Annotated in this window: 24 protein-coding genes and 1 riboswitch; of the genes, 17 read left to right on the plus strand and 7 right to left on the minus strand. The window is 46.8% G+C overall.

Annotation, left to right across the window (positions count from 1 at the left end):
* Positions 1 to 10 precede the first annotated feature (10 nt).
* The 7 genes from DW694_RS06640 (at position 11) to DW694_RS06670 (ending at position 9,687) form a co-directional block, all read left to right on the plus strand.
* Complete coding sequence (locus DW694_RS06640) at positions 11 to 2,470, plus strand: glycoside hydrolase family 3 protein (protein ID WP_118608161.1); 2,460 nt, start codon at positions 11 to 13, stop codon at positions 2,468 to 2,470.
* 154 nt (positions 2,471 to 2,624) lie between these two features.
* Positions 2,625 to 4,226: an AAA family ATPase gene (locus DW694_RS06645; protein WP_059086724.1), complete on the plus strand. Its 1,602-nt coding sequence runs from the start codon at positions 2,625 to 2,627 to the stop codon at positions 4,224 to 4,226.
* A gap of 252 nt (positions 4,227 to 4,478) precedes the next feature.
* The gene (locus tag DW694_RS06650; RefSeq protein WP_015526167.1) at positions 4,479 to 5,213 is read left to right on the plus strand and encodes a FadR/GntR family transcriptional regulator; all 735 of its coding nucleotides are present in this window, start codon (positions 4,479 to 4,481) and stop codon (positions 5,211 to 5,213) included.
* A gap of 357 nt (positions 5,214 to 5,570) precedes the next feature.
* Positions 5,571 to 6,701, plus strand: a complete 1,131-nt coding sequence (locus tag DW694_RS06655) for an Ldh family oxidoreductase (RefSeq protein ID WP_059086975.1) — start codon at positions 5,571 to 5,573, stop codon at positions 6,699 to 6,701.
* A gap of 56 nt (positions 6,702 to 6,757) precedes the next feature.
* On the plus strand, positions 6,758 to 7,933 hold the full coding sequence (locus DW694_RS06660; RefSeq protein WP_015526165.1) for a malic enzyme-like NAD(P)-binding protein: 1,176 nt from the start codon (positions 6,758 to 6,760) through the stop codon (positions 7,931 to 7,933).
* A 178-nt stretch (positions 7,934 to 8,111) separates the two neighbouring features.
* The gene (hisC, locus tag DW694_RS06665; RefSeq protein ID WP_118752736.1) at positions 8,112 to 9,170 is read left to right on the plus strand and encodes a histidinol-phosphate transaminase; all 1,059 of its coding nucleotides are present in this window, start codon (positions 8,112 to 8,114) and stop codon (positions 9,168 to 9,170) included.
* Positions 9,171 to 9,186: 16 nt separating this feature from the next.
* Entirely contained in the window at positions 9,187 to 9,687 is a 501-nt protein-coding gene (locus DW694_RS06670; RefSeq protein WP_059086725.1) for a small multi-drug export protein, read from the plus strand.
* A 171-nt stretch (positions 9,688 to 9,858) separates the two neighbouring features.
* Here DW694_RS06670 and DW694_RS06675 read toward each other — a convergent pair whose 3' ends face one another.
* Genes DW694_RS06675 through DW694_RS06705 form a run of 7 tightly spaced genes read right to left on the minus strand, consistent with a single transcriptional unit; the run spans position 9,859 to position 14,698 of the window.
* On the minus strand, positions 9,859 to 10,920 hold the full coding sequence (locus tag DW694_RS06675) for a PilT/PilU family type 4a pilus ATPase (protein WP_118608158.1): 1,062 nt from the start codon (positions 10,918 to 10,920) through the stop codon (positions 9,859 to 9,861).
* Between the two features lie 4 nt (positions 10,921 to 10,924).
* On the minus strand, positions 10,925 to 11,410 hold the full coding sequence (locus DW694_RS06680; protein ID WP_118608157.1) for a hypothetical protein: 486 nt from the start codon (positions 11,408 to 11,410) through the stop codon (positions 10,925 to 10,927).
* Positions 11,407 to 11,859 carry a hypothetical protein gene (locus tag DW694_RS06685; protein WP_015526159.1) on the minus strand — a complete coding sequence of 151 codons (453 nt, stop codon included), beginning with the start codon at positions 11,857 to 11,859 and terminating at the stop codon, positions 11,407 to 11,409. Before DW694_RS06685 ends, DW694_RS06680 begins: the two co-directional genes overlap by 4 nt.
* Positions 11,856 to 12,350, minus strand: a complete 495-nt coding sequence (locus DW694_RS06690; protein ID WP_118608156.1) for a DUF4860 domain-containing protein — start codon at positions 12,348 to 12,350, stop codon at positions 11,856 to 11,858. The genes DW694_RS06685 and DW694_RS06690 overlap by 4 nt, the downstream gene beginning before the upstream one ends.
* The gene (locus tag DW694_RS06695; RefSeq protein WP_118752737.1) at positions 12,347 to 12,703 is read right to left on the minus strand and encodes a hypothetical protein; all 357 of its coding nucleotides are present in this window, start codon (positions 12,701 to 12,703) and stop codon (positions 12,347 to 12,349) included. The genes DW694_RS06690 and DW694_RS06695 overlap by 4 nt, the downstream gene beginning before the upstream one ends.
* 12 nt (positions 12,704 to 12,715) lie before the next feature.
* On the minus strand, positions 12,716 to 13,759 hold the full coding sequence (locus DW694_RS06700) for a type II secretion system F family protein (protein WP_118752738.1): 1,044 nt from the start codon (positions 13,757 to 13,759) through the stop codon (positions 12,716 to 12,718).
* A 21-nt stretch (positions 13,760 to 13,780) separates the two neighbouring features.
* Positions 13,781 to 14,698, minus strand: coding sequence for a transglutaminase-like domain-containing protein (locus DW694_RS06705; RefSeq protein ID WP_021652106.1), 918 nt, complete (start codon positions 14,696 to 14,698; stop codon positions 13,781 to 13,783).
* A gap of 129 nt (positions 14,699 to 14,827) precedes the next feature.
* Positions 14,828 to 14,915, plus strand: a riboswitch (cyclic di-GMP riboswitch).
* 160 nt (positions 14,916 to 15,075) lie between these two features.
* Between DW694_RS06705 and DW694_RS17185 the strand changes: the two genes are divergently transcribed.
* From DW694_RS17185 to hflX, 10 genes are all read left to right on the plus strand, one after another.
* Positions 15,076 to 16,071, plus strand: a complete 996-nt coding sequence (locus tag DW694_RS17185) for a hypothetical protein (RefSeq protein ID WP_286186890.1) — start codon at positions 15,076 to 15,078, stop codon at positions 16,069 to 16,071.
* Positions 16,072 to 16,321: 250 nt separating this feature from the next.
* Entirely contained in the window at positions 16,322 to 17,842 is a 1,521-nt protein-coding gene (gene rho, locus DW694_RS06720; protein ID WP_021652109.1) for a transcription termination factor Rho, read from the plus strand.
* Positions 17,843 to 17,947: 105 nt separating this feature from the next.
* On the plus strand, positions 17,948 to 18,151 hold the full coding sequence (gene rpmE, locus DW694_RS06725; RefSeq protein ID WP_015526151.1) for a 50S ribosomal protein L31: 204 nt from the start codon (positions 17,948 to 17,950) through the stop codon (positions 18,149 to 18,151).
* Positions 18,152 to 18,243: 92 nt separating this feature from the next.
* Entirely contained in the window at positions 18,244 to 19,242 is a 999-nt protein-coding gene (locus DW694_RS06730) for a DUF1385 domain-containing protein (RefSeq protein ID WP_118752739.1), read from the plus strand.
* Entirely contained in the window at positions 19,229 to 20,116 is an 888-nt protein-coding gene (gene prmC / locus DW694_RS06735) for a peptide chain release factor N(5)-glutamine methyltransferase (protein ID WP_022426857.1), read from the plus strand. Before DW694_RS06730 ends, prmC begins: the two co-directional genes overlap by 14 nt.
* Positions 20,109 to 21,185, plus strand: a complete 1,077-nt coding sequence (prfA, locus tag DW694_RS06740; protein WP_015526148.1) for a peptide chain release factor 1 — start codon at positions 20,109 to 20,111, stop codon at positions 21,183 to 21,185. The genes prmC and prfA overlap by 8 nt, the downstream gene beginning before the upstream one ends.
* A 56-nt stretch (positions 21,186 to 21,241) precedes the next feature.
* Positions 21,242 to 22,159: a sugar phosphate nucleotidyltransferase gene (locus DW694_RS06745; RefSeq protein ID WP_015526147.1), complete on the plus strand. Its 918-nt coding sequence runs from the start codon at positions 21,242 to 21,244 to the stop codon at positions 22,157 to 22,159.
* A 14-nt stretch (positions 22,160 to 22,173) separates the two neighbouring features.
* A complete protein-coding gene (gene glmM, locus DW694_RS06750; protein WP_015526146.1) occupies positions 22,174 to 23,520 on the plus strand; it encodes a phosphoglucosamine mutase in 1,347 nt (448 codons plus the stop codon).
* Between the two features lie 8 nt (positions 23,521 to 23,528).
* Positions 23,529 to 24,587, plus strand: a complete 1,059-nt coding sequence (locus DW694_RS06755) for a tetratricopeptide repeat protein (RefSeq protein ID WP_022426860.1) — start codon at positions 23,529 to 23,531, stop codon at positions 24,585 to 24,587.
* Between the two features lies 1 nt (position 24,588).
* Complete coding sequence (gene hflX / locus DW694_RS06760) at positions 24,589 to 25,824, plus strand: GTPase HflX (protein ID WP_118608153.1); 1,236 nt, start codon at positions 24,589 to 24,591, stop codon at positions 25,822 to 25,824.
* The last annotated feature ends 159 nt before the right edge of the window (positions 25,825 to 25,983 follow it).

Below are 25,983 nucleotides of genomic sequence, written 5' to 3' on the forward strand. Positions count from 1 at the left end.
CAGGTAAGATATGACAGTTAAGAAATGGAAACACAGCGGAACAAAGAAACACAGCATGTCAGACCGTGAAATACGAAACGGTCTTCTTTCGGAAAAAGCAGCAGAGGAGGGTATTGTACTGCTGAAAAATGATAAAAAAATACTCCCTCTGAATATTTCCACGAAAATAGGTTTATACGGCGCCGGTGCGGGAAAGACAGTGAAAGGCGGAACAGGTTCCGGTGATGTGAATAACAGAAGTAACATTTCTATTTATCAGGGACTGAAAGAAAACGGTATTCAGATCGTAAGCGAGAAATGGCTAGCCAATTATGAGTCAATATACGCAGAAGCACGCCGGGCATGGAAAGAAAAAATACTGGAAGAAGCAAAGTTTGTGGAAAATCCTTTTGATGCCTATGCGGAAAATCCCTTTGCAATGCCGGAAGGCCGTGCAGTCACAGCAGAAGATACTGTCGATGCCCAGACAGCAATCTATGTGGTAAGCAGGATTTCCGGTGAGGGAAAGGATAGGCGCAGGGTCGAGGGAGATTATTATCTGAGCAGACGGGAGCGGGAGGATATCCGGTTCCTTGATGCACAGAAGATTCCTACAGTACTTATCCTGAATTCCGGCGGTCCGGTAGAACTGACAGATATTCTGGAAGAAACAGAAAATATCTGTGCTGTCCTGAATATTTCCCAGCTTGGACAAAGAGGCGGACTTGCCCTCGCCAATGTCCTTCTGGGAAAGGTAACTCCAGGCGGCAAGCTGACTGCAACATGGGCCAGAAGGTATGAGGATTATCCGTGTGCAGAGGAATACAGCTATCTTAATGGCAAGCTTGAAAGAGAAGAGTACAAGGAAGGAATTTATACAGGATATCGTTATTTTGATACTTTTGGTGTAAAACCGCTGTTTCCGTTTGGATATGGACTTTCTTACACAGAAATGCAGATACGCTTCCATGGGATGAAAACATCAGGGGATGGCGTTGAAGTTGAAGCAGAGGTAACGAATACAGGAGAAACTTTTTCGGGAAAAGAGGTCGTGCAGGTCTATGTGTCTCTTCCACAGGATGAATCAGGGAAGGAATACCGTCGGCTGGCTGGCTTTGCAAAAACAAAACTTCTGAAGCCGGGGGAAAAAGAACTGCTGAAAATCAGGATCGACAGAAAGACACTGGCATATTTTTCCGAAGAGCAGCATGCCTGGATTGCTGAAAAAGGTTATTATGCTGTCTGGGTCGGAAACAGCATTGCATCGCTTACGCTGGCTGCAATGCTTGAAGTGCCGGAGAGTGTGATCCTGGATAAAACGAATATCCTTGAGAATCAGACTGATATTACTGAAGAAGTTTATGACCGCCAGAATCTTTCTGCCAGAACTCTGAAATGGAAAGAGAAGGCAGAGAATGAGAAGATTGGAAGATATATCTATTATCCTGAACCAGAGAAGAGAACAGAATGCACCTGCCAACCGGAAAATAAGATTCCTGCAAAGGATCTGCTCCCGCTGTTTTATGGGAATATTGCTGGAATCTCCAGTAATCTGGGGGCGGCAGGAATCCGTGTTCCTGGTTCTGCCGGTGAGACTACGGCTGCTCTTTATGAGCAATATGGCGTTTTCCCACTGATCATGGCCGATGGGCCGGCAGGACTGAGACTTCAGCAGAATTATGAAGTAGACAGAGAAACAGACACAGTATATGGAATCGGTGTCCTTGGATCTCTGGAAAACGGATACCTGAGAACAGATGAGATTCACGAAAACGCAGACAGATATTATCAGTTCTGTACGGCATTTCCGGTTGGAACTGCACTGGCTCAGACCTGGGATACTGCCCTTGTGGAAAAAGTTGGAATAGCGGTGGCAGAAGAAATGGAAGAATTCCACATAGATCTCTGGCTAGCACCTGGTCTTAATATTCAGAGAAACCCTCTGTGCGGCAGAAATTTTGAGTATTATTCCGAAGATCCGCTGCTTTCCGGAACCATGGCAGCAGCCATGACAAAAGGAGTGCAGAGCAGACCTGGCTGCGGTGTTACCGTTAAGCATTTTGCCTGCAACAATCAGGAAGATAATCGTATGGGCGTAGATGCACAGGTATCAGAACGTGCCCTGAGGGAAATTTACCTGCGTGGTTTTGAGATTGCAGTTAAAGAAAGCAGACCAGTGGCAATCATGTCTTCCTATAATTTACTGAATGGTGTCCATGCTGCAAACAGTGTTGATCTCTGTACAGCCATTGCCCGAAAAGAATGGGGATTTGACGGCGTGATCATGTCAGACTGGAATACAACGGTTCCGGAAGATGGAAGTATTCCGTGGAAATGCGTGACAGCAGGAAATGATATTATCATGCCTGGTAATGCAGCCGATGCAGAAAATATCCGAAAAGCTTTTGAAGACGGAAAGCTTTCGGAAGAAGTTGTCAGAATGTCTGCGGGACGTATTCTGAACCTGATACACACACTGACAGCAGAATAAAAAAAATTATATAGTAGTGAAAAACTTGCCTGAATTCAATTTTCGATTTATCATTGGATTCAGGCATATTTTTTGTAGATGTCGCGCAAGGCAACCCGTTTTAGGCGGAGAATCCTGCAGGCAGTTTTTTATATGCCGTGAAAAGGAGAATACCATGAACATAAAACGAGCAAAGCAGGAGATCAGAGATTCCATAGAAGCATATCTTTCAAAGGACGAATTCGGTGAGTACCGGATCCCGGCGATCCGACAGAGACCGATCCTTCTTATGGGCCCTCCGGGAATCGGAAAGACACAGATTATGGAACAGATAGCAAGGGAATGCGGGATTGCTCTTGTTTCCTATACCATTACCCACCACACCAGGCAGAGTGCTGTGGGACTTCCTTTTATTGTAAAAAAGAATTATGGTGAGGAAGAATTTTCTGTCACGGAATATACCATGAGTGAGATCATTTCGTCCGTTTACGACAAAATGGAAAAAACAGGTCTGAAAGAAGGCATCCTGTTCATTGATGAGATCAACTGCGTATCTGAAACACTAGCGCCGATGATGCTGCAGTTCCTTCAGGGAAAAACCTTCGGAAACCAGAAGGTGCCGGAAGGCTGGGTGATCGTCACAGCAGGCAACCCGCCAGAATATAACAAATCCGTCCGGGAATTCGATGTGGTCACTCTGGACCGTATCAAGAAGATCGATGTGGAGGCAGACTTTGATGTATGGAAGGAATACGCCTATCAGCAGGGAATTCATCCGGCGGTGATCTCCTATCTGGAGCTTCGCAGAAAAAATTTCTACAGGGTGGAGAATACCGTAGACGGAAAAATCTTTGCCACAGCCAGAGGCTGGGAGGATCTTTCCCGTCTGATCCAGGTTTATGAGATCCTTGGAAAAACCGTAGACCGTGAGGTGGTCAGTCAGTACATTCAGCACAGGATGATCGCGAAGGATTTTGCAGGCTATCTGGCTCTTTATTATAAGTACAGAACGGACTATAAAGTGGAGGACATCCTGAAAGGAAAGTGGGATCCCATTACTCTGGGTAAGATCCGCACAGCCTCTCTGGACGAGCATTTGAGCATTGTAAGCCTTCTCAACGGAAAGCTCAGCGAGCTTTTTACAGAATGCTATCTTACCGATGCCTACCTCACGAAACTGTATGATTATATGGTGTACTTCAGAGAAAATCAGGACAGCCTCACAGCAAAAAATCTCATGGAAAAAGCAGAGGCGGATCTTGAAAAGGACAAAAAGAGTGAGCTTCTTACAAAACAGCAGGAGCGTATACAGAAACGTGTTGTGTCATTTTTTGAAAATGCGTCCGGATTGAAATCAACCTCGGGATCAATTGGATCGGAATCAACCGGATCAGATAAAACCGGATCAGGTTCAGAGCTGGCAGGAGGCGGAAGTGCCGCAGCAGAATCGGAAGTTCCATCATCAAACCGGAACTATGAGTTTGTGAAAGCCCTCTTTGAATCCGAAACCGAAGCCTACGAAAATCGAACCGATGAAATATCTCTTACTCTTCAGAACGTCTTCGACTTCATGGAAGCTGCTTTTGGGGACAGCCAGGAAATGGTGGCATTTATCACAGAACTGAATGCCAACTATTATAGTCTCTGGTTCATTCGGGAGAACGGTTCTGACCAGTATTACAGGCATAATAAAGGTCTTCTTTTTGACGACCGCCAGAAAATGCTTCTGGGCCAGATGGAGGAAGTGGAAAACATTCTCAATAATGGAATAAAATAATATGTCTTACCAATTTATTATTTACTATTGATTAAATTGGGGAATTATCGTATAATATTTACTATAAAAGTCCGGAAAATAGAGAGGGCAAATAGTCAAAATGCACAGACTGGCTGAATGGCTGCAGAGCGATCAGCTGTTGCAGAACTGCATGATGACTGAGAATGGTAAATATCCACTTGTCTATATTCCGGGATTTTTATGTAAAGGAAAGCAACACAATAATAAAGGAAGGCGGCCGAAACGGACGACATGTTTACAAAGATTACAGAAGAACGAGCATTTGACGGAATATTAGCGCAGATCATAGAAAATATCCGGCGGGGAGAACTGAAGCCGGGGGACACTTTACCTGCGGAACGTGTTATGGCAGAATCACTGGGAGTTTCCAGACCTGCTGTCCGTGAAGTCCTGCGGGCACTGGAGCTGATGGGAATTGTCACAACGGTCCGCGGCGGGGCCAACTATATTACCGAGAATATGGATCAGTGGCTTTCTGCACCACTGGCCCTTCTTTTTCAGCTGAATAACAGCCATGTACAGCAGGTACAGGAACTTCGTTCTGCGCTGGAGCAGGAGGCTGCGCTTCTTGCAGCCGGGAATTGTACGGAGAAGGATGCATTAGATCTGCGTTCCATCCTGGCACAGCTGGAGAGCTCAGAGGACGAGAAAGCCCGTGCAGGTCTTGATAAGAAGCTTCATACGAAGATTGGCAGGATCGCAGGGAATCCTATGATCTACAATGTCCTGGATGCGGCAGCGCAGCTGACTGAGGAGATCATTTCCGGCACCCGAGCCTATATTATGCAGAAACATAATTCCGCTCTGGAGGTGGATGAGCAGCACAGAAGGCTGGTGGAAGCCATTATTTCCGGAGACCGGAACCAGGCGGAGAAGCTGATGCGCGAACATATGGAAACCATTGAGAAATATATACTGGAGATTGCGCAGCAGCAGGGGGAGAACAGCCTTGTATTTCATCGCTGATCCACCTGAAAAAATTAAATAAAATTTCAGTAAAAATCCCGTTAATCTGGTAAGACCACTATTGATTTTGGTAAGACCGCGTGCTATAATAGGGACTGTATTGGTAATACCAAAAAAGTTTGATATTATGGCAGCATCCTGAAGGCTTCATGACGAGACAGCATAAGATGAGACAGCGTAAGTTGGGACAGCATGAGACTAGACAGCGTAAGGTAAGATAGCATGAGGCAGGACAGCATAAGACGAGACAGCACAGGATGAAGGTTACTGTACCCCTGCAGTATCGTATAAAATATGCTTCAGGCCACAGCGTGGGCGGTAACCTGCCGGAAATATCAGGAGAAAGGACTTGCGATTATGGGATATGTAAAATGGAGTTATGACACACTGAACCATTTCTGCGGAGACGTTTTTAAAGCGTTTGGCTTTTCTGAGGAAGAAGGAAGCATCATTAAAGATGTTCTTCTGACTGCTGATCTGTATGGGATCGAGAGCCACGGAATGCAGAGAATGGTTCGTTACCATAAAGGAATCGAGAAGGGGACTATTCATCCCCAGGCGAAACCGGAAGTTGTTTTTGAGACACCGATTTCTGCTGTGATAGACGGACATAATGGAATGGGCCAGCTGATCAGCCATTTTGCCATGGAAAAGGCAATTGAGAAGGCAAAGACAACTGGTGTGGGAATCGTAAGTGTACGAAATTCCAACCATTTCGGTATTGCAGGATATTATGCGAACATGGCCTGCCATGAAGGCCTTCTTGGAATGGCATGTACCAACTCCGAGGCGATCATGGTACCGACTTTTGGAAGAAAGGCTATGTTGGGCTCCAACCCGATCGCAGTCGCTATGCCTGCAGACCCGTATCCGTTTTTCTTTGACTGTTCCACAACAGTTGTAACCAGAGGTAAACTGGAAATGTATAATAAGATGGGCAAGCCTCTTCCGAATGGCTGGGCACTTGACAAAAACGGTCATGCCAGCAATAATGCACCGGATGTACTTGCAAACATCGTAGCCAAGAAGGGCGGCGGAATCATGCCTCTTGGTGGAAACGAGGAAGTCAGCGGAAGCCATAAGGGATATGGCTATGGAATGCTCTGTGAGCTGTTCAGCTCTATTCTTTCCATGGGCGTTACCTCCGACAAATGCTGTACATTCCCGGATAAGACCGGTATCTGTCATGGATTTATGGCGATCAACCCGGCGGCATTCGGAGATCCGGATGCGATCCGCAAGCATTTTTCAGAATATCTTGAGGCACTTCGGGAGAGTCCGAAGGCAGACGGTCAGGACAGGATCTATACACACGGCGAGAAAGAGGTAGCTGCTGAAAAAGACAGAAAAGAGAATGGCATTCCGGTCAACGACAATACCATGGTAGAGCTTGCTGATCTCTGCAGTTATCTGAAGCTTGATTTTGGCTCTTATTTTGAAGGCTATGAGCTTCCGAAGGACAGTAAATTCTTCAATGGTAATTATTAATTCAGGTAATCCTTTTGAAATGAAATATATCATAATTATCCAAGGAGGAAAAGAAAATGGATTATGCAAAAGAGTCATTAAGACTGCACGGAGATTGGAAAGGTAAGATCGAGGTTGTTACAAGAGTGCCGGTTGAGAATAAAGACGACCTTTCTCTTGCATATACACCAGGTGTAGCTCAGCCTTGCCTTGAGATCCAGAAAGATATCAATAAATCCTACGAGCTTACAAGAAGATGGAATATGTGTCTTGTTGTAACAGACGGTTCCGCAGTTCTTGGTCTTGGTGACATCGGACCGGAAGCCGGTATGCCTGTAATGGAAGGTAAATGTGTACTGTTCAAGGCATTCGGCGATGTAGACGCATTCCCGCTTTGCATTAAGAGCCATGATGTAGACGAGATCGTAAATACTATTTACATGATCTCCGGATCCTTCGGTGGTGTTAACCTTGAGGATATCTCCGCTCCGAGATGCTTTGAGATCGAGAAAAAACTGAAAGAGAAATGTGATATTCCGATCTTCCACGATGATCAGCACGGAACTGCAGTTATCACACTTGCAGGTTTGACAAACGCTCTGAAGGTTGTCGGAAAGAAGAAAGAGGATGTTCGTATCGTTATGAACGGTGCAGGTGCAGCTGCTATCTCTATCTGCAGACTTCTTCTGAAAGCAGGCTTCAAGGATGTTACACTCTGCGATAGAAAGGGTGCCATCTATGAGGGACGTACAGAAGGAATGAACCCGGTTAAGGAAGAGATGAGCAAGCTCACAAACCTTCAGAAGAAACAGGGATCTCTTGCAGAGATGCTGGTTGGCGCGGATGTATTTATCGGTGTTTCCGCTCCTGGAGCAGTGACAACAGAGATGGTTAAGACCATGAACAAAGATGCCATCATCTTCGCATGCGCAAACCCGACACCGGAGATCTTCCCGGATGATGCAAAAGCAGGCGGAGCAAAGGTTATCTCCACAGGAAGAAGTGACTTCCCGAACCAGATCAACAACGTTCTTGCATTCCCTGGAATCTTCCGTGGTGCATTTGATGTAAGAGCAAGTGATATCAACGATGAGATGAAGATCGCAGCTTCCAAGGCTCTTGCAGATCTGATCACAGATGAGGAGCTTTCTCCGGAGTATATCATTCCGAAGGCATTCGACAAGAGAGTCGGACCGGCTGTCGCAAAAGCAGTAGCAGAGGCAGCAAAAGCAACAGGCGTAGCACGTATCTGATCTTAAGCGCCTGATACGAACCAAAACAGCCCTTCATTAAGAAGAATATATCAGACACCCGTACTCTGTAACCCGGTACGGGTGTCTTTTTGTTTCCAGGCAGGTGGTATTACCCTTTGACAAATGTCCTCGCAGTGAGTACAATAGCAAAAGAATATGATAGGAGGTTAAGCACAGCATGAAACCATGGGAAGCTAATATACGAAAAGTAGTGCCGTATACTCCTGGCGAGCAGCCAAATGAGAGAGGCATGATCAAACTGAATACAAACGAGAATCCATATTCACCGGCTCCGGGTGTGGAGAAGGCGCTGAAGGCCCTTGATGCCGATACCCTGAGACTTTATCCGGATCCGACAGCAGGAGACCTGGTACACAGTATTGCCGCGTTCTACGGCCTGAAGGACGAGCAGGTATTTACAGGCGTTGGTTCCGATGACGTACTGGCTATGTGTTTTCTCACATTTTTTAATTCAGAGAAACCGATCCTGTTCCCGGACATCACTTATTCTTTCTATGATGTATGGGCAGATCTTTTAAGGATCCCATATGAGCGCCCGGCATTAGATGAGGAGTTCCATATCCGTAAGGAAGATTATTTCCGTGAAAACGGCGGAATCGTATTCCCTAATCCCAATGCACCGACCGGCGTGGAAATGCCTCTTTCTGAGATTGAGGAGATCGTGGCAAAGAATCCGGAGAGTATCGTGATCGTAGATGAGGCGTACGTGGATTTCGGAGCAGCATCCGCACTGCCGCTGATCGAAAAATATGATAATCTGCTTGTTGTGCAGACCTTCTCCAAGTCCAGATCCCTGGCAGGAATGCGTATCGGATATGCCTTCGGAAATCCGGAGCTGATCAAATATCTCAATGATGTGAAATATTCCTTTAACTCCTATACCATGGATCGTACTACCATCGCGGCTGGTGTGGCATCTATGGAGGATAAGGCATATTTTGAGGAATGCTGCCATAAGATCATTACAACAAGAGAGTGGACAAAGGCAGAGCTCAGGAAGCTTGGATTTTCCTTCCAGGATTCCAGATCCAACTTTATCTTTGCCACACATGAGAGCTGTCCGGCCAAAGAGCTTTTCGCAGCACTGAGGGAGAAACATATCTATGTAAGATATTTCCCGAAGGACAGGATCGACAATCATCTTCGTATCACCATCGGTACCGATGAGGAGATGAAAAAGCTGGTAGAATTCCTGACGGAATATCTGCAGAAATAACAATTAAGGAGGTACTATGGAAGTACTGGTACAATGGTTTTCACACCACCTTGCACAGTTTATCTCTCCCGAGGGAGCTGTGTTCATCATTTCTATGATCCCGATACTGGAGCTTCGAGGCGGCCTTCTGGCAGCTTCTTTGCTGAAGATATCGGCTGCGAAGGCACTGCCGATCTGTATCGTGGGAAATATTATTCCGATTCCGTTTATCCTGCTTTTTATCCGGCAGATCTTTAAATGGATGAAAAAAACAAAGACGTTCAGAGGTCTGATCACAAAGCTGGAAAACAGAGCTATGGGAAAGAGTGACCAGATCAAGAGATATGAATTTCTTGGACTTTTGCTGTTTGTGGGAATCCCTCTTCCGGGCACAGGAGCCTGGACAGGTGCACTGATCGCCTCTCTTCTTGAGGTGGATATCAAAAAATCCTCCATTGCGATCCTGTGCGGACTTTTTATGGCAAGTGCCATTATGTATATTGTTTCTTATGGAATTGTAGGAAATGTAGTGCATTGATCGATCACAGAGAAGGAATGGCTTTTTGATCGAGATCGGATTGAAAATAAAGAAATCCCTTACCGGATCTGTAAAATGATATGTGTTCTGTATTCCGGAAACATATCAGAGATCGGTAAGGGATTTTTTATGTGTTTTTACATATCAGGCAGAGGTATACCGAGAAGATCCTTACATAAGTCTGCGCTTCAGCATGTCCGCGTTTAAAGCGTATTTCAGAGCTGTATCCCTGGTGATACGGCCTTTTTTATATAATTCCAGAAGGCTCTGGTCCATAGAACGCATCTGCTCCTGACCGGATGTGGAGATCACGCCTTCGATCTGGTGTACTTTATTGTCGCGGATCATATTGCGGATGGCAGGAGTCAGGCGCATGATCTCGAAAACAGGAATGTTGCGTCCGTCCACATCCGGGATCAGTTGCTGGGAGATCACAGCCTGAAGGACCATGGAAAGCTGGAGGGCGATCTGATGCTGCTGGGATGGCTCAAACACGTCCATGATGCGTTCGATGGTGTTGGCTGCTCCCAGAGTATGCAGGCTGGAAAGGACAAGATGACCGGTTTCCGCAGCGGTCATGGCAGTCTGGATGGTTTCATGATCACGCATCTCTCCAAGAAGGATCACATCCGGGCTCTGGCGTAGTGTGGCACGAAGAGAAGTCAGATAGCTTTCGGTGTCGGTACAGATCTCGCGCTGGCTGACGATACAGCGATCATGGCGGTGGAGATATTCCAGAGGATCCTCCAGAGTGATGATATGGCCTTCCCGGGTATGGTTGATTCGGTCGATCAGACAGGCCATGGTGGTGGATTTACCGCTTCCGGCAGAACCGGTAACAAGGACCATGCCACGGGTATAGTCGGAGATGTTCATCACATCCTCGGGAATGGAAAGCTCTGCAGGATCCGGTAGCCGGAAGGCGATCACGCGGATCACGGCAGCTAGGGAACCACGCTGCTTGTAGGCATTGACACGAAATCTGGAAACACCGGGAATGGAAAAAGAAAAGTCATCATCACCGGTTTCCATAAGACGGGATATATCGCGGTTTTCCGCAAGGCCGTAAATGGTGCGGAGTAAATTTTCTGTCTGATCAGGCATCAGCCTGTCACCACGGTCCAAAAGATGACCGTCGATCTTTTCTGCCAGGGGGCGGCCTGCGATGATAAAGATATCAGAGACACGCCGGTTGGCAGCTTCTGCTAAAAATTCAGGAATAGGGGTATCCATAGGTTTATTCTCCTTTAAATACATTCTGGTGGTTGTCAGGTTGCCAGGATCCGGTAAGCTCTGTGTTCCATTGCAGGATCTGATAAGCGGAAGAGCTTTTTTCCTGCGGGTAAAAAATCTCAAGCACTACAGAAAGCTGTTGTGTCTCGGAAATTCCAACGGAGAAGGAAAGGGTGTGGCTGTGGGAATCCCAGCTGAGATCGTTCCTTGTGTCCGCAAGCTTTTGTATCATGGAAAAATATCTGGTCTCATCGGAAGCTTTTTCCCTGTATTGCTCCAGATCATCACGGATTTCTGAAACGGTTTCCGTGGCGCTTGCGCAGCCGGTGTAATAATTTTCGGTCTGTTCCATAGAATGTCTGGCTGTGTTAAGACTGGATCTGGAGCTTCCAAGAGTAAGCAGAGCAAGTACACAGAGACACAGCACAGAGAAGATAAGAAACAGGGAAGGAATGCCGACAGTTACAAAAAACGTATGCTTCTGTTTCAATGTACAGCCTCCCTTCTGTAGTCATCAACAGGAAAACGCAGGGTGATCCGGTAAAGCTCACTGCAGTTGGAAAGCTGCCGGAAAGAAAGCTCGCCGGATTTTTCTGAAGAAGAAATATCTGTTTCCAGGATCATTTCACAGGCGGCTTCTCCGGAAGAGCAGCTCTGCCAGTTACGGTCATAATACCAGATCAGGTTGGTGTTCTTTTTGATGCCCCCCGGAAGCAGAGAGAGGAACTGTTCATCGGTTCCGTCAGTGCCTTCCAGTATCTCGCCCACGGAGGTTGTGAGAGCCTGGATCTGGTTCCACTGTTCTGCCTGGAGCCGGTTTTTCCGTGCTGCCGCGAAGATCTGGATGCAGGCAGCTGAGGAAAGTGACAGAAACAAAAGGGCAAGGATCATTTCCATCAGAAAAAGGCTGGTACCGGAATTATGTCTTGATTCTTTCATGATGCCTCCTTTTTGCCAGTGCGATGAAGCAGGAATTCCGAGCGGACTCCCGTGGTACTTTCCAGGGAAAAGTGGTAAAAACCATTTTCCATTTCCGAAAACCGGAAATCGGAAAGCTGTGAGATGACGGTTCCTGCATCGGAACTGGCCTGAGAGCTTTTTGCAGTGAAAAGCTCCATCAGACTGTCATTCTTCAGGTAAATATACGTGATATATTCTTTTCCTTTGATATCGTCCCGGAAACAAAGGGCAGGAATATCATCCAGGGAACCGGAAAAGATCTCATCGCCGCGGTCGTGCTGCCGGAATTTGGTAGTCAGATAAGTTGCTGCGGTCCCAAGCTCGGAATCGGAGTCAGTCTGTTTCACAGTCTGCTGGTAAATCCGGGCGGAAAATAGCAGCATCAGTATAAGGAACAGAACAAAAACACCAAAAAGAAGAAACGAAAAAAGAGAAGAAACGGAATGTCCGGTGTTCTTCCGGTGATTCATGAGGCATTCCCTCCTTTCGCACTGCCGGACAGAGCGATCACGCTGATAGACGGCAGGAGATTGGAACCGTTAGGAACATACTCTACTACGAATTTGGTTTTGTCATAAGTGATATGATAATCCGAGAGAAGCTGGGACAGGCTTTCGGGATATGTGCCTGTGAGGGCATAGGTGCGGATGGCACCGTTTTTCAGTGCCTGTTCCAGAGCATCCTGTTCTTTGTGTACGGCCTGGTCGGAGGTGCTGCTGACACCTGCCACAAACAAGGTGCAGGATAAAACCAGAAGCAGCGCCGGAAAGAGAAGAAAAAATGCTCTGAGAAATTTTGTTCTGCGGCTTTCAAAAAGTTCCATGCGGTCACCACCTTACATTGCAAAATCTGAGAGGATCCCCAGAAGCGGCATCATGACGGATAAAAGGACTAGCCCCACAAGAAGAGACAGCAGGATCACGATGGTAGGCTCCACAATGGAGACTGCCTGTGAGATCAGATCTATGGATCTTTCGGTGTACTGCCGGGAAAGCCTGCGGAAGGTTTCGTCACTGGAACCGGAATAGAAGGATATCGTGATGAGACGGCCTTCCATGCCGCCGAACAGACCGGATTCTGTAAGGGCCCTGGAAAAAGTTTCTCCGCTATCCAGGATAGAGGAAGCCTTCCGGAGTCTTTCGAGTATCACCGGCTGTGAGATCAGATCCTTTGTAAGCTCCAGGCTGGTTTCCGGGGAAAGTCCGCTCCGAAGCCCCAGGGAAAGGCCCTGGGTCAGACGACTGTAATCCATGGCAACCGGGATCTCACGGAAAAACGGGAGATGGATGACCATTTTTCGCAGCTGGCTGTGACCTTTTTCCGTAAGACTGAAAAACAGGATGCAGCCAATGAGGGCTACGGCGAGGATCAGAAAAACAGAGGAATACCGGCTGATCACGTTGCCTGCATTCAGAAGTCCCCGGGAAACCCCGTTCATTTCCATTCCCATCTGGTTAAATACCTGTTGAAATACCGGCAGGACTTTTATCAGAAGGACCAGGATCACAACAGCCATCATGCCAAGCATGAGCAGCGGGTAAGTGACTGCAGACCGTATCTGTCCGGAGATTTCTTCCTCCTGTTCATAGTGGGAACTGAGACTTTCCATGATCTCATCCAGGCAGCCGGTTTCCTCGCCGGTCCGGACATAAGCGGTCATGGATGAGGGAAAGACCCCGGATTCGTCAAGAGCCCGGGAAAGAGAACCGTTTTCTTCCACGGAACGGATCAGGGGTGTGAGGATCTGCCGGTCTGCATCGGTCTTGCTTTCGTCACAGAGGATGTGAAGTCCTTCAGCTGTGGATATGCCGGAATGCAGAAGCATTCCCATCTGCCCGCAGAAACTGGATAATTCCCGGGCTGTCAGTTTGTTTTTCATAATAAGGTCTCCTTTAGTGGGTCAGCGCGTGAACTGTACCGTATAATTGCTTTCATCACCGATATATTCCTGGATCGCTTCATCACCATCACTGTTGGCGTCAAAGGTGGGATCCATCAGCTTCCAGGTGTCTCCGTCAAAAGATACTGCCTTTGTCACCCAGCCTCTGCCACGGATATAAACATCGATCCATGCATGTTTTACATCACCGGAATAGCCGATCTGAAGCTTGCAGGGAATGTCCTGGCTGCGGAGCATTGCAGTAGTCAGTGCAGCGTAATCAAAACAGATCCCCGTGCCGGTGCTTAAAGTATCATCTACATCAGGAAGATAACCGGCTTCGACAGAATCAGCTTTGTCATAATCGTAGGAAATATGACTGGTAACATATGTATAGAAGGTTTTCAGGATGTCGATATCGGTCATGTCTTCTTTGACAAGAGAGGCTGCCAGTTTGCAGGTTTTACTTTTGGAAGAAAAGTCCACGTACTGGTTTGGATACAGAAACGGAAGAAACTCATTCTGAAGCTTTATTGTGAGCGTTTCCGTGTAAAGGGCGGCATACTGGTTTCCATCAACCTGCTGATAGCAGGTGATGAGATACTCACCGGAGCCTTCGGAAAAGGGAAGTACCGTCTGTTCATCAGGTTCCAGAAAATAGGAATAGACCACACCGGAGGGAGCAGTAAGCTGAATGTTCATGCGGGAATCATCGGAATCGGATTCTGCAGTCAGATACCCCTGATCCTGATTGGAAATATCCAGGATCAGAGGGGAACTGCCCAGTGTTTTTTTGCCGGGGGCCTCCGGGGTGAGGACTCTGGCCGGAGAATATACCGGAGGTTCTTCATCGGAGGAAGGAGAATTTCCACAGCCTGCCAGCAGGATTCCGAAAAGCAGCCATACAAAAAAGAGACGGACTGGTAAAAATTTTGACATAGTTTCCGTTCTCCTGTTATATCATGCTTTCTTTTTGAACAGTATAGCAGATTCCGTGAAAAAAAGACAGGAGCAAGGCTCAAAATGTAGGTGAAAATGTTGACATTTCAGGGAAAAAAACATATACTATACATATAAGGGCAAACCTGTTGAAAGACAGGGACGCAAAGCCATGGGTCTAAGGTTCGAAGGATGACTATGACAGCCGGTTGCCGCATTAAATTCCGATTTAATGACGTATTCAGATAACATCTATGAACAAGGATATGTGTTTTGATGCGGCCGTTTATTTTGTTAGAATAAGCGGTTTTTTTGATGCCTAAAATCCGGTTTGGGGTGGAAACTGAAACGTCGGCTTTCAGAAAGGTGTGAATGATATGAAAAGAACAGATATTCGTAAAATTTTTACGGGCAGGAAAAAAGCTTTGGCAGGATGTCTCGCAGCTGTTATTGTACTGGCAGGTGGCTTTAATGTCTGGCAGTCGTCACAGGTTCCGGAGTTTCCGGATTTTACAGATCCGGTAATGGAAACTACCATCACAGAGGATGACACTCCACTTGCTTCAAAACCGAAGGTGACTACCAAAACGACTTCAAATACCAAGACAACCAGAAAAAAAGTTAAGCTGAAAAAAGCGGCGACCAAGACTTATACCAAGAAGCTTCCGACTACCAATAAGAAGAGTACGACCACAAAGAAAACAAACAGAAATACAACCGTAAAAACATTAAAGACAGTTAAGACTGCAACAACACAGAAATACACAAAGAAATCAAAAACAGCCGTTCAGACACGGAAAGTAACTACAACCATTCAGACGACCACAACAGTCATGGCGGCTTCAGCTACTGCCGGCAAAGCGAATGCAGCTTCCACAAAAAAAGTAGAAAGCATCAACATGGACAGCAAATATTCAGTAAGCAATATTGCTTCCATTGCACCGAAGATGGACAGCAGGGTGCTCAAAGCCTACAAGAAGCTTGGATTTACTGTAACGATCGATCCGTCTGTTAACTACGGAGGCTGCTTTAACGCACATTCAAGAAGCATCATCCTTCGTTTTGAGAATGAGACAATCTACCATGAACTGGGACATTTCCTTGCTTTTGTTGCGGGAAACGTAGACAGAACAAGTGATTTTGCCGCAGTTTATAACAGCGAAAAATCCAAATTTACAGGTATCAACAGAAGCTATGCAACGCAGAACAGTTCAGAATATTTTGCAGAATCAGTGCTTGAGTATGTAACAAGTCCGTCAACACTTAAGAGACAGAGACCAAAAACGTATGCAGCGATCGTAGCGGCTCTGAATAAAATTACTGATGAACGTATCCAGAGGGTCATGGATATATACGGACCGTTCTGGAGCTAAAAAAGAAGCATACAGGAACGTTGGATCTGTCCGGGAAGAGATCTCCCGGGCAGATTTTTTCTTTTTTGTGAGAAAAGTATAAAAAAAATGTCGATAAATATTTCTTGCAATAGACTCTATAAGGTGTGTATAATGAAACATAAGCTGAAAACACGCTTTCATTCAAAAAAAGTGCAGCCATGTCAGGTTGTATCTGATTCCATAAACAACAAATATATAATTTATCAGATTTAAGAATAGAGGATTTAATATGAGAGAAAAGTATGAATCATTATCTCTGGCGGTGTTGAAGGATCTGGCAAAGGCGAGAGGGATGAAGGGAATTTCTACTCTGAGAAAACCGGCACTGATCGAGCGGATGCTGGAGGAGGACGCCAAAGAGTCCGACAGAGGAAATCCCGAAGAAGTACACAAAAGTACACCGGCAGAAAATACTGTAAAAGAAAAAAGCTATGATTCGGAAAAAACAGAATATCGTACCCGTCCGGCAGGGGAAGGACTTCAGGAGCAGCGGAAGGAATATCGTAGTGATAAGAATGAGCAGGAACACAGAAGCACAAATATCCGCAGAGAGTACAACCGTGAATATAACCGGGAAGCTACAAGGGAGAACGGGAATGTCCCGTCAGAATCCACCCAGCTGGACAGTGGTGAAAAGGCTAACGGGATCCTAGAGGTCCTTCCGGATGGATATGGCTTTATCCGATGTGAGAATTATATGCCGGGTGAGAACGACATTTATGTTTCTCCTTCCCAGATCCGCCGCTTTAATTTAAAGACAGGTGATATCATCCAGGGAAATATCCGTATCAAGACCCAGGGAGAGAAGTTCAGTGCCCTTCTCTACGTATCTTCCATTAACGGTTTTCATCCGAGTGAGGGACAGAGACGGTATAATTTTGAAGATATGACACCGATCTTTCCGAATGAGAGACTTGTCATGGAGCGTGCAGGCGGTACAACGGCCATGCGTATCGTGGATCTGATCAGTCCTATCGGAAAGGGTCAGCGAGGAATGATCGTATCTCCGCCAAAGGCAGGTAAGACAACCCTTCTGAAAGATGTTGCCAAGTCTATCCTCAGGAATAACAGAGATATGCATCTGATCATTCTTCTGATCGATGAGCGTCCTGAGGAGGTTACCGATATCAGAGAGGCGATCCAGGGACCGAATGTGGAAGTGATCTATTCTACATTTGATGAACTTCCGGAACATCATAAGAGAGTTTCCGAGATGGTTGTGGAGCGTGCGCGCCGTCTTGTAGAGCATAAACAGGATGTGATCATTCTTCTGGATTCGATCACACGACTTGCCAGAGCCTATAATCTGATCATCCCGCCAAGCGGAAGAACCTTATCCGGTGGTCTTGACCCGGCGGCTCTCCATATGCCCAAAAGATTTTTTGGCGCAGCCCGTAATATGCGCGAGGGCGGAAGCCTGACGATTCTGGCAACTGCACTTGTGGATACCGGAAGCAAGATGGACGATGTTATTTATGAGGAGTTCAAGGGAACCGGTAATATGGAGCTTGTCCTGGATCGTAAATTACAGGAGAAACGGGTATTCCCGGCCATTGATATCCAGAAATCCGGAACCAGAAGAGAGGATCTGCTTCTCAGCAAGGATGAACAGGAAGCGGTTTATATTATGCGAAAAGCTCTTAACGGAATGAAAGCGGATGAGGCAGTAGAACAGATCCTGAATACCTTTGCCAGAACCAGGAACAATGCAGAACTGGTACAGACTGTAAAGAAACAGAAATTTTTATAAAGTCCTTGCATTTTACGGAAAGCTATGTTATACTTAGCAAGCTGTTTAAAATGGAATTCGTCAATTGAATACGAATAATATTAAATATATAGAGAGGTGAAAATCATGAGAGAAGGAATCCATCCGAACTACTATCAGGCAACTGTAACCTGCAACTGCGGAAACACTTTCGTAACAGGTTCTACTAAAGAGGACATCCATGTTGAGATCTGTTCCAAATGCCATCCGTTCTACACAGGACAGCAGAAGGCTACACAGGCTCGTGGACGTATCGATAAGTTCAACAAGAAATACGGCCTGAATAAGTAATTATTGCGAATACAGGAAATGAGAAGGTTGAGGTTGGGAAATCTCAACCTTTCTTTAACTGAAAAATTTTTAATTTGCACAGGAGAGAATGAATGAGATCATCGAATATCGGCGGACAGGCGGTCATGGAAGGCATCATGATGCGCCACAAGGACAAATATTCTATCGCAGTGCGCCGCCCGGACCAGGAGATCGAGCTGAAGGTAGAGGATTATAAATGTATCTTCGGAAATCACGCATTTCTGAAGAAACCGATCATCCGTGGTGTGGTAAGCTTTGTGGATTCTCTTGTGGTAGGCACGAAATGCCTGATGTATTCTGCGGAGATCGCAGGAGACGAGGAAGATGAGGAAACAGCCAGGAAGAATGAGCAGCTTACAGAAGAAGAGCGTTCTGCAAAGAAAGCCAAAGAGGATAAGCAGTTCAAGTGGCTTCTTTACATTACGGTAGCTACCTCCATGGTGGTTTCTGTGGCTGCTTTTATGTTTCTTCCGTATGTACTGGCTAGTTTGATCCGAGGGGTAGGTGCTTCGGAATTTCTGGTCACCATAATGGAAGCCTTTGTGAAGCTGGCACTGTTTATGGGATATATGTTCCTGATTTCCAGAATGAAGGATATCCAGAGGACATTTATGTATCACGGTGCGGAGCACAAATGTATCAACTGTGTGGAGCATGGTCTGCCTCTGACGGTAGAGAATGTGTTAAAGAGCTCTAGGCTTCATAAGCGCTGTGGAACAAGCTTTCTGTTTCTGGTCATGCTGGTAAGTATTGTGCTGCATTTTGTGTTTGTGGCGGTGCCGTTTTACTGGGTGAGACTGCTGGGAAGACTTCTCATGGTACCGGTAGTTGCGGGGATTTCCTTTGAGATCATCCAGTGGGCAGGAAGAACAGACAGTAAATTTGCGGGCATTATGAGTAAACCAGGTCTTGCCATGCAGAAATTCACCACAAAGGAGCCTACTGCAGATATGGCAGAGGTAGCCATCAAAGCAGTTGAGGCTGTTTTTGATTGGAGAGCCTATCTGAAAGAGGAATTTGACCTGGACATCCCATATGAGACAGAGGAGACAGAAAATGCAGACTCTTGAGTCCCTTCTGAAAAAAGGAACAACAATACTGAAAGATAACGGATTGGAAGAAGCCGGGCTGGATGCCTGGCTCCTTCTGGAATTTAAGACCGGAAAGAATCGGGCATATTATTTTGCGCATGGAGATGAACCGGTGTCTGATGAGACCGCAGCAGAGTATCTTACGCTGATCGACAGGCGGGCAGGACATATTCCTGTACAGCAGCTGACTCATCAGGCTTTTTTTATGGGCTATGAGTTTTATGTAAACGAAAACGTGCTGATCCCGAGACAGGATACGGAGACTCTGGTGGAAGAGGCATTGAAACACCTTGGGGATGTGGAAAAACCGGAGATCCTGGATATGTGTACCGGCTCCGGCTGCATCCTGCTCAGCCTTCTTCTGGAACGGCAGGATGCCTGTGGGACCGGTGTGGATGTTTCACCGGAAGCACTGGAAGTGGCAAAAAAGAATGCAGGTATTCTAAAGGTGGAGAACCGGGCGGATTTTGTGGAAAGCGATCTGTTCTCGGCACCGTATTTTTGTGAAAAAGGTGGAAAAGATAGTGGGAAATATGATATCCTTATTTCAAACCCGCCTTATATCGCAACAGAAGAAATTGAAACACTGATGGAAGAAGTCCGCCTTCATGATCCGAGGAAGGCCCTTGACGGAATGGAAGACGGGCTTTATTTTTACAGAAAGATCACAGCAGAGGCCGGAAGGTACCTGAAACCAGGAGGATGGCTTCTGTATGAGATCGGCTGCACCCAGGGGGAGGCGGTCAGTACAATGATGAAAGCAGCCGGTTTTACCGGGGTTCAGATCGTAAAGGATCTGCCGGGCCTTGACCGTGTGGTGCTTGGACAGAAACAGGAGGAAATACATGTTTGATAAACTGGATGATCTGCTGGTACGTTTTGAAGAGCTTCTCAATGAGCTGGGAGAACCGGGAGTAACCGACGATCCGGCACATTTTCAGAAGCTGATGAAGGAGCAGAGCGACCTGCAGCCAATCGTTGACGCATATAAAGAATATAAGAAAAATAAGGAAACCATCGAGGACAGTCTTTCCATGCTGGAGAGCGAGAAGGACGAAGAGATGCGTGAAATGCTGAAGGAAGAGCTTTCCGATGCAAAAAAGAGAGTGGAGGAGCTGGAGCATGAGCTGAAGATCCTTCTTCTTCCGAAGGACCCTAACGACAGCAAGAACGTTATCGTTGAGATCCGTGGAGGTGCAGGCGGTGATGAGGCAGCACTTTTTGCAGCAGAGATTTATCGTATGTATGTGAAATACGCGGAGTCCCGCCGCTGGAAAACCGAGATGCTCAGCCTCAATGAGAACGGCATCGGCGGCTTTAAGGAGGTTACCTTCATGATCAAGGGTGAGGGTGCATATTCCAGACTGAAATACGAAAGCGGTGTTCACCGTGTACAGCGAGTACCGGAGACAGAGTCCGGCGGAAGGATCCATACCTCTACCTGTACGGTAGCGATCATGCCGGAGGCGGAAGAAATTGATTTCCATCTGGATCTCAATGAGTGTAAATTCGATGTGTTCCGTGCATCCGGAAACGGTGGTCAGTGTGTCAACACCACAGACTCCGCAGTACGTCTTACTCATATCCCTACAGGAATCGTGATTTCCTGCCAGGATGAGAAGTCTCAGCTTAAGAACAAGGATAAAGCACTTCGTGTGCTCCGTTCCCGTCTGTATGAGATGGAGCTTGCCAAGCAGCATGACGCTGAGGCAGAGGCAAGGAGAAGCCAGATCGGTACAGGTGACCGCTCCGAGAAGATCCGTACCTACAACTTCCCTCAGGGACGTGTAACAGACCACAGGATCAAGCTTACCCTTCATCGTCTTGAGAATATCCTTAACGGAGATCTGGATGAGATCATTGACAGTCTGATCGCAGCAGACCAGGCAGTAAAGCTGACAAAGCTGAATGAACAGGAGTAAGCGCTGATTACAGCTACAGAGTTCAAAAAATTATAATAAATCAGGAGGAAACGAAAATGAAAAAGACAGCACTGGTGATCATGGCAGCCGGTATCGGCAGCCGTTTTGGAAAAGGAATCAAGCAGCTTGCACCGGTAGGCCCGAAGGGCGAGATCATTATGGACTATTCCATCCATGATGCACTGGAGGCAGGATTCAACAAGGTCGTATTTATCATCCGCAAAGACCTTGAAGATGAATTCAAAAAAGTGATCGGAGACCGTATCTCCAACATTACAGAAGTTGCTTATGCATTCCAGGAGATCGACGATCTTCCGGGCAATTTTACAAAACCGGCGGACCGTACCAAGCCATGGGGAACCGGACACGCTGTACTGGCAGCAAAGAAAGTCCTTTCCGAGCCATTCGCTGTTATCAATGCAGATGACTACTACGGAAAAGAAGCCTACGTAAAGGTGCATGACTACCTGGTACAGGATCATCCGCAGGATGGCCCGATGCACATCTGCATGGCAGGTTTCCGCCTTGGAAATACATTAAGTGACAACGGAAGCGTCACAAGAGGAGTGTGCCATATTGAGGATGGCAAGCTTGTGGGCGTTACAGAGACACATAACATCTTCAAGACAGCAGACGGCGCAGAGACAAGAAATGACGATGGTACAGCAGAAACACTGGATACAAAGAGCCTTGTTTCCATGAATATGTGGGGACTGACACCGGAATTTATGGAGATCCTTGAGAAAGGCTTCGTTGAGTTCCTTGGTGGGATCAAAGAGGGAGACATCAAAAAAGAGTATCTTCTTCCTGAGCTTATCGACCAGCTGATCCATTCCGGAAAAGCAGCGGTAGATGTTCTTGAGACAAAGGACGAGTGGTTCGGTGTTACCTATCAGGAGGATAAGGCATCTGTACAGGCTGCATTCAAAAAACTTACAGATGACGGCGTTTATCCGGAAGGACTGTATCAGTAATAAAGGAGAACATTATGGGTAAATATTTCGGAACAGATGGTTTTCGTGGTGAAGCAAATGTAAAACTTACAGCAGATCATGCATTTCGCGTGGGACGTTATCTCGGCTGGTATTACGGCAGAGATCACAAGGCGAAGATCGTGATCGGCAAGGATACAAGAAGAAGCAGTTACATGTTTGAGTATGCCCTTGCGGCAGGACTTACCGCATCCGGAGCAGATGCCTATCTGCTTCATGTGACCACAACTCCAAGTGTATCCTATGTGGTACGTACAGAAGATTTTGACTGCGGTATCATGATTTCCGCAAGCCATAATCCGTTTAATGATAATGGAATCAAGGTCCTTAATGAGAACGGACAGAAGATTTCCGCAGATATTGAAGCACGTATCGAGGCATATCTGGACGGCGAGATCGAGGAGCTTCCGCTGGCAACCGGAGAAGATATCGGCTGTACTGTGGATTTTGCATCCGGAAGAAACCGTTATATCGGACATCTGATCTCTATCCCATGCCATGATTTCAAAAATATCAAGGTTGGGCTGGATTGCTCCAACGGAAGCTCATCCGCCATTGCCAAGAGCGTTTTTGACGCACTTCGTGCAAAAACCTATGTGATCAACAATGAGCCAAACGGAACCAACATTAACCGTGGCTGCGGTTCCACACACATTGAAGTTCTGAGACAGTTCGTGGTAGATAAAGGCTTGGATATCGGTTTTGCATACGATGGTGATGCAGACCGCTGTATCGCCGTAGACCACCGCGGAAACATCATTGACGGTGATAAGATCATGTATGTGTGCGGCAAATATTTAAGAGAGAAAGGCCAGCTCAACGGAAATACAGTTGTAACAACCGTTATGTCCAATCTTGGTCTTTACAAGTCTCTGGAGCGTGAAGGCATCGACTATGAGCAGACTGCAGTTGGTGATAAATACGTTGCCGAGAACATGATGGAAAACAATTACAGTATCGGTGGTGAACAGTCCGGACATATCATCTTCAGCCGCTATTCCGCTACCGGTGACGGGATCCTGACTTCTCTTATGATCATGGAGGCATGTGTGGATCAGAAGGCCACACTCTGCGACCTTGCAAAGGAGATGAAGGTTTATCCGCAGCTTCTCCGGAATGTGCGTGTTTCCGACAAGAAAACAGCACTGGAGAACGAAAAGGTAAAAGCAGCCATTGAGGCAGCCGCAGAGGCACTTGGTGATGACGGACGTATCCTGGTACGTGAGAGTGGTACAGAGCCGCTGATCCGTGTTATGGTAGAAGCGGGAACGGATGATCTCTGCCATAAATATGTAGATAGTGTTGTTGATGTGATGGAAGCCGAAGGGCTTGTTGTAGAATAAGGAATTCCATGAAAAAAACAAAGACCGTATTGATTCTTGCAGCCGTTACAGGAGCCTTGCTTCTGGGCGGCTGTGGCAGTGAAAAAACAAAAATATATGAACAGGCCGGAAAGGATCTTTCCCAGGGAAGCTACAAGTATGCCCTGGAGGAGTACCAGAGCTCTATCCAGAACGGAGTGAAGCTGGCACAGTCCTATCGCGGGGCAGGTATCGCAAGCTTGCGTCTTGGCAAATATGAGGATGCGGTGAATAGCTTCACGGAAGCTCTGAACTGCGATAAAGTAAGCAAAAGCCTTCGTAAGGATATCCTGTCCTACCGGGCTACTGCAGAGCTGAAGTCTGGAAAATACGAGGATGCCATGGCAGACTGCCAGACACTTGGAGAAGATTTTTCCATGGATGCAGGCAGTTATTTCCTCACCGGAAAGGTTGCCCTTGCCATGGATTCCTACGAAGAAGCCGCATCTAACTTCAAACAGGCCTATGGAGAAGATTCCACCTATGATATGGCGATCGAGATCTATGAGGCATATCTGGACAAGGATATGGAAGCGGACGGAACCAGATATCTGGAAGCTGCTCTTTCTTCTGAGGCCAAAGATGCCCAGGACCACTGTGACAGAGGCCGTGTCTACTACTATATGGAAGACTACAGCAACGCAAAAAAAGAGCTTCTGGAAGCAACCAAGAAGGATAATACGGAAGCATTGCTTCTTCTGGGAATGGTATATCTGGCCCAGGATGATGTGGAAAATGCCCAGGCAATGTACAAGCAGTATATTTCCGCAGTGGGTGATTCCGCCAAGGGCTATAATGGTCTGGCACTGTGCGATATCCGAAGCGGAGATTATGATTCCGCTCTTGATAACATCACAAAAGGCCTTCCGACAGCTACCACAGACGAGATGCAGAGTCTTCTGTTCAATGAGATCGTAGCCTATGAAAAAAAGCTGGATTTTGCTACTGCACTGACCAAGGTCCAGGAATATATTGAGATGTTCCCTGAAGATTCCGCTGCAAAAAAAGAGCGGGCTTTTCTGAAAACCAGAACGTCTTCGGAGGGCTGATATGGAATATTTTGAGGAAATACAGGACAGGGTTATCCTGATCGGTGTCCAGGCAGATCGGGGGGATGACATGGAGGAATCCCTGGATGAGCTTGGAGAACTTGCGGCTACGGCAGGTGCGGCGGTTGCAGGCAGGATCATTCAGAATCGTGAGGCCGTACATCCGGGCACCTATATCGGAAAAGGCAAGATCGAAGAGGTAAAAGGTCTTCTCTATGCCCTGGATGCCAATGGTGTGATCTGTGACGATGAGCTTTCTCCTGCCCAGATGAATAATCTGGAGCGGGAGCTGGAGTGCAAGGTTATGGATCGTACCCTGCTGATCCTTGACATTTTTGCGAAGCGTGCCGTCACAAGTGAAGGCAAGATTCAGGTAGAGCTTGCACAGCTTCGTTACCGGTCTGCACGTCTTGTGGGACTACGTTCTTCTCTTTCGCGACTTGGAGGAGGAATCGGAACCAGAGGCCCCGGTGAGAAAAAGCTGGAGACAGACCGTCGTCTGATCCGGAACAGGATTTCCGCACTGAAGCAGGAGCTTTCCCAGGTGGAAAAGCACAGAGAGCTGATCCGTTCCAGAAGAGCTGTGGGAAATCTGAAGACAGCAGCCATTGTCGGCTATACCAATGCAGGAAAGTCAACGCTTCTGAATACACTGACAGGCGCTTCAGTGCTTTCGGAGGATAAGCTGTTTGCCACACTGGATCCGACTACCCGTCTTCTGACACTGGATGACGGACAGCAGCTTCTTCTTACGGATACCGTAGGCTTTATCCGCAAGCTTCCCCACAATCTGGTGGAAGCCTTCAAGAGTACTCTGGAGGAAGCCAAATATGCGGATTATATCATTCATGTGGTAGATGCATCCAATCCTCAGGCGGAGATACAGATGCATATCGTATATGAAACCCTGAAAGAGCTTGGTGCTCTGGGAAAAAAGACGATCACACTTTTTAACAAGCAGGACCGTGTTTCCGGGGAGAGCTTCCGGGATCTCCGGGCAGACCATACGCTGAAGATTTCCGCACGGACAGGAGAGGGGCTTGAGGAATTTAAGCAGCTTCTTTCTGAGATACTGGCAGAAGGACAGATTTATATGGAACGGCTTTTTCCTTATTCGGAGGCCGGTCAGATCCAGCTGATCCGTGAGTATGGACAGCTTCTTTCGGAAGAGTATACCGAAGGAGGGATTGCTGTAAAAGCAAGAGTTCCGCGGGAAATCTATCCGAAAGTCACATAATGTTAAAATATCTACTCAGTACCATATATAGTACCGTGAACAAAACGGGCACTATATATGGTACTTTTTATGTTGACGCAAAGAGGCGTGTCTGATACAATAAGCCTACAGCGCTTTGAACACAGATTGTGAAACGGAGTGTGTTCGTAAGCAGGCAAG

The sequence above is a fragment of the Ruminococcus sp. AM26-12LB genome (genome assembly GCF_003480785.1).
GTDB lineage: Bacteria > Bacillota > Clostridia > Lachnospirales > Lachnospiraceae > Blautia_A > Blautia_A fusiformis.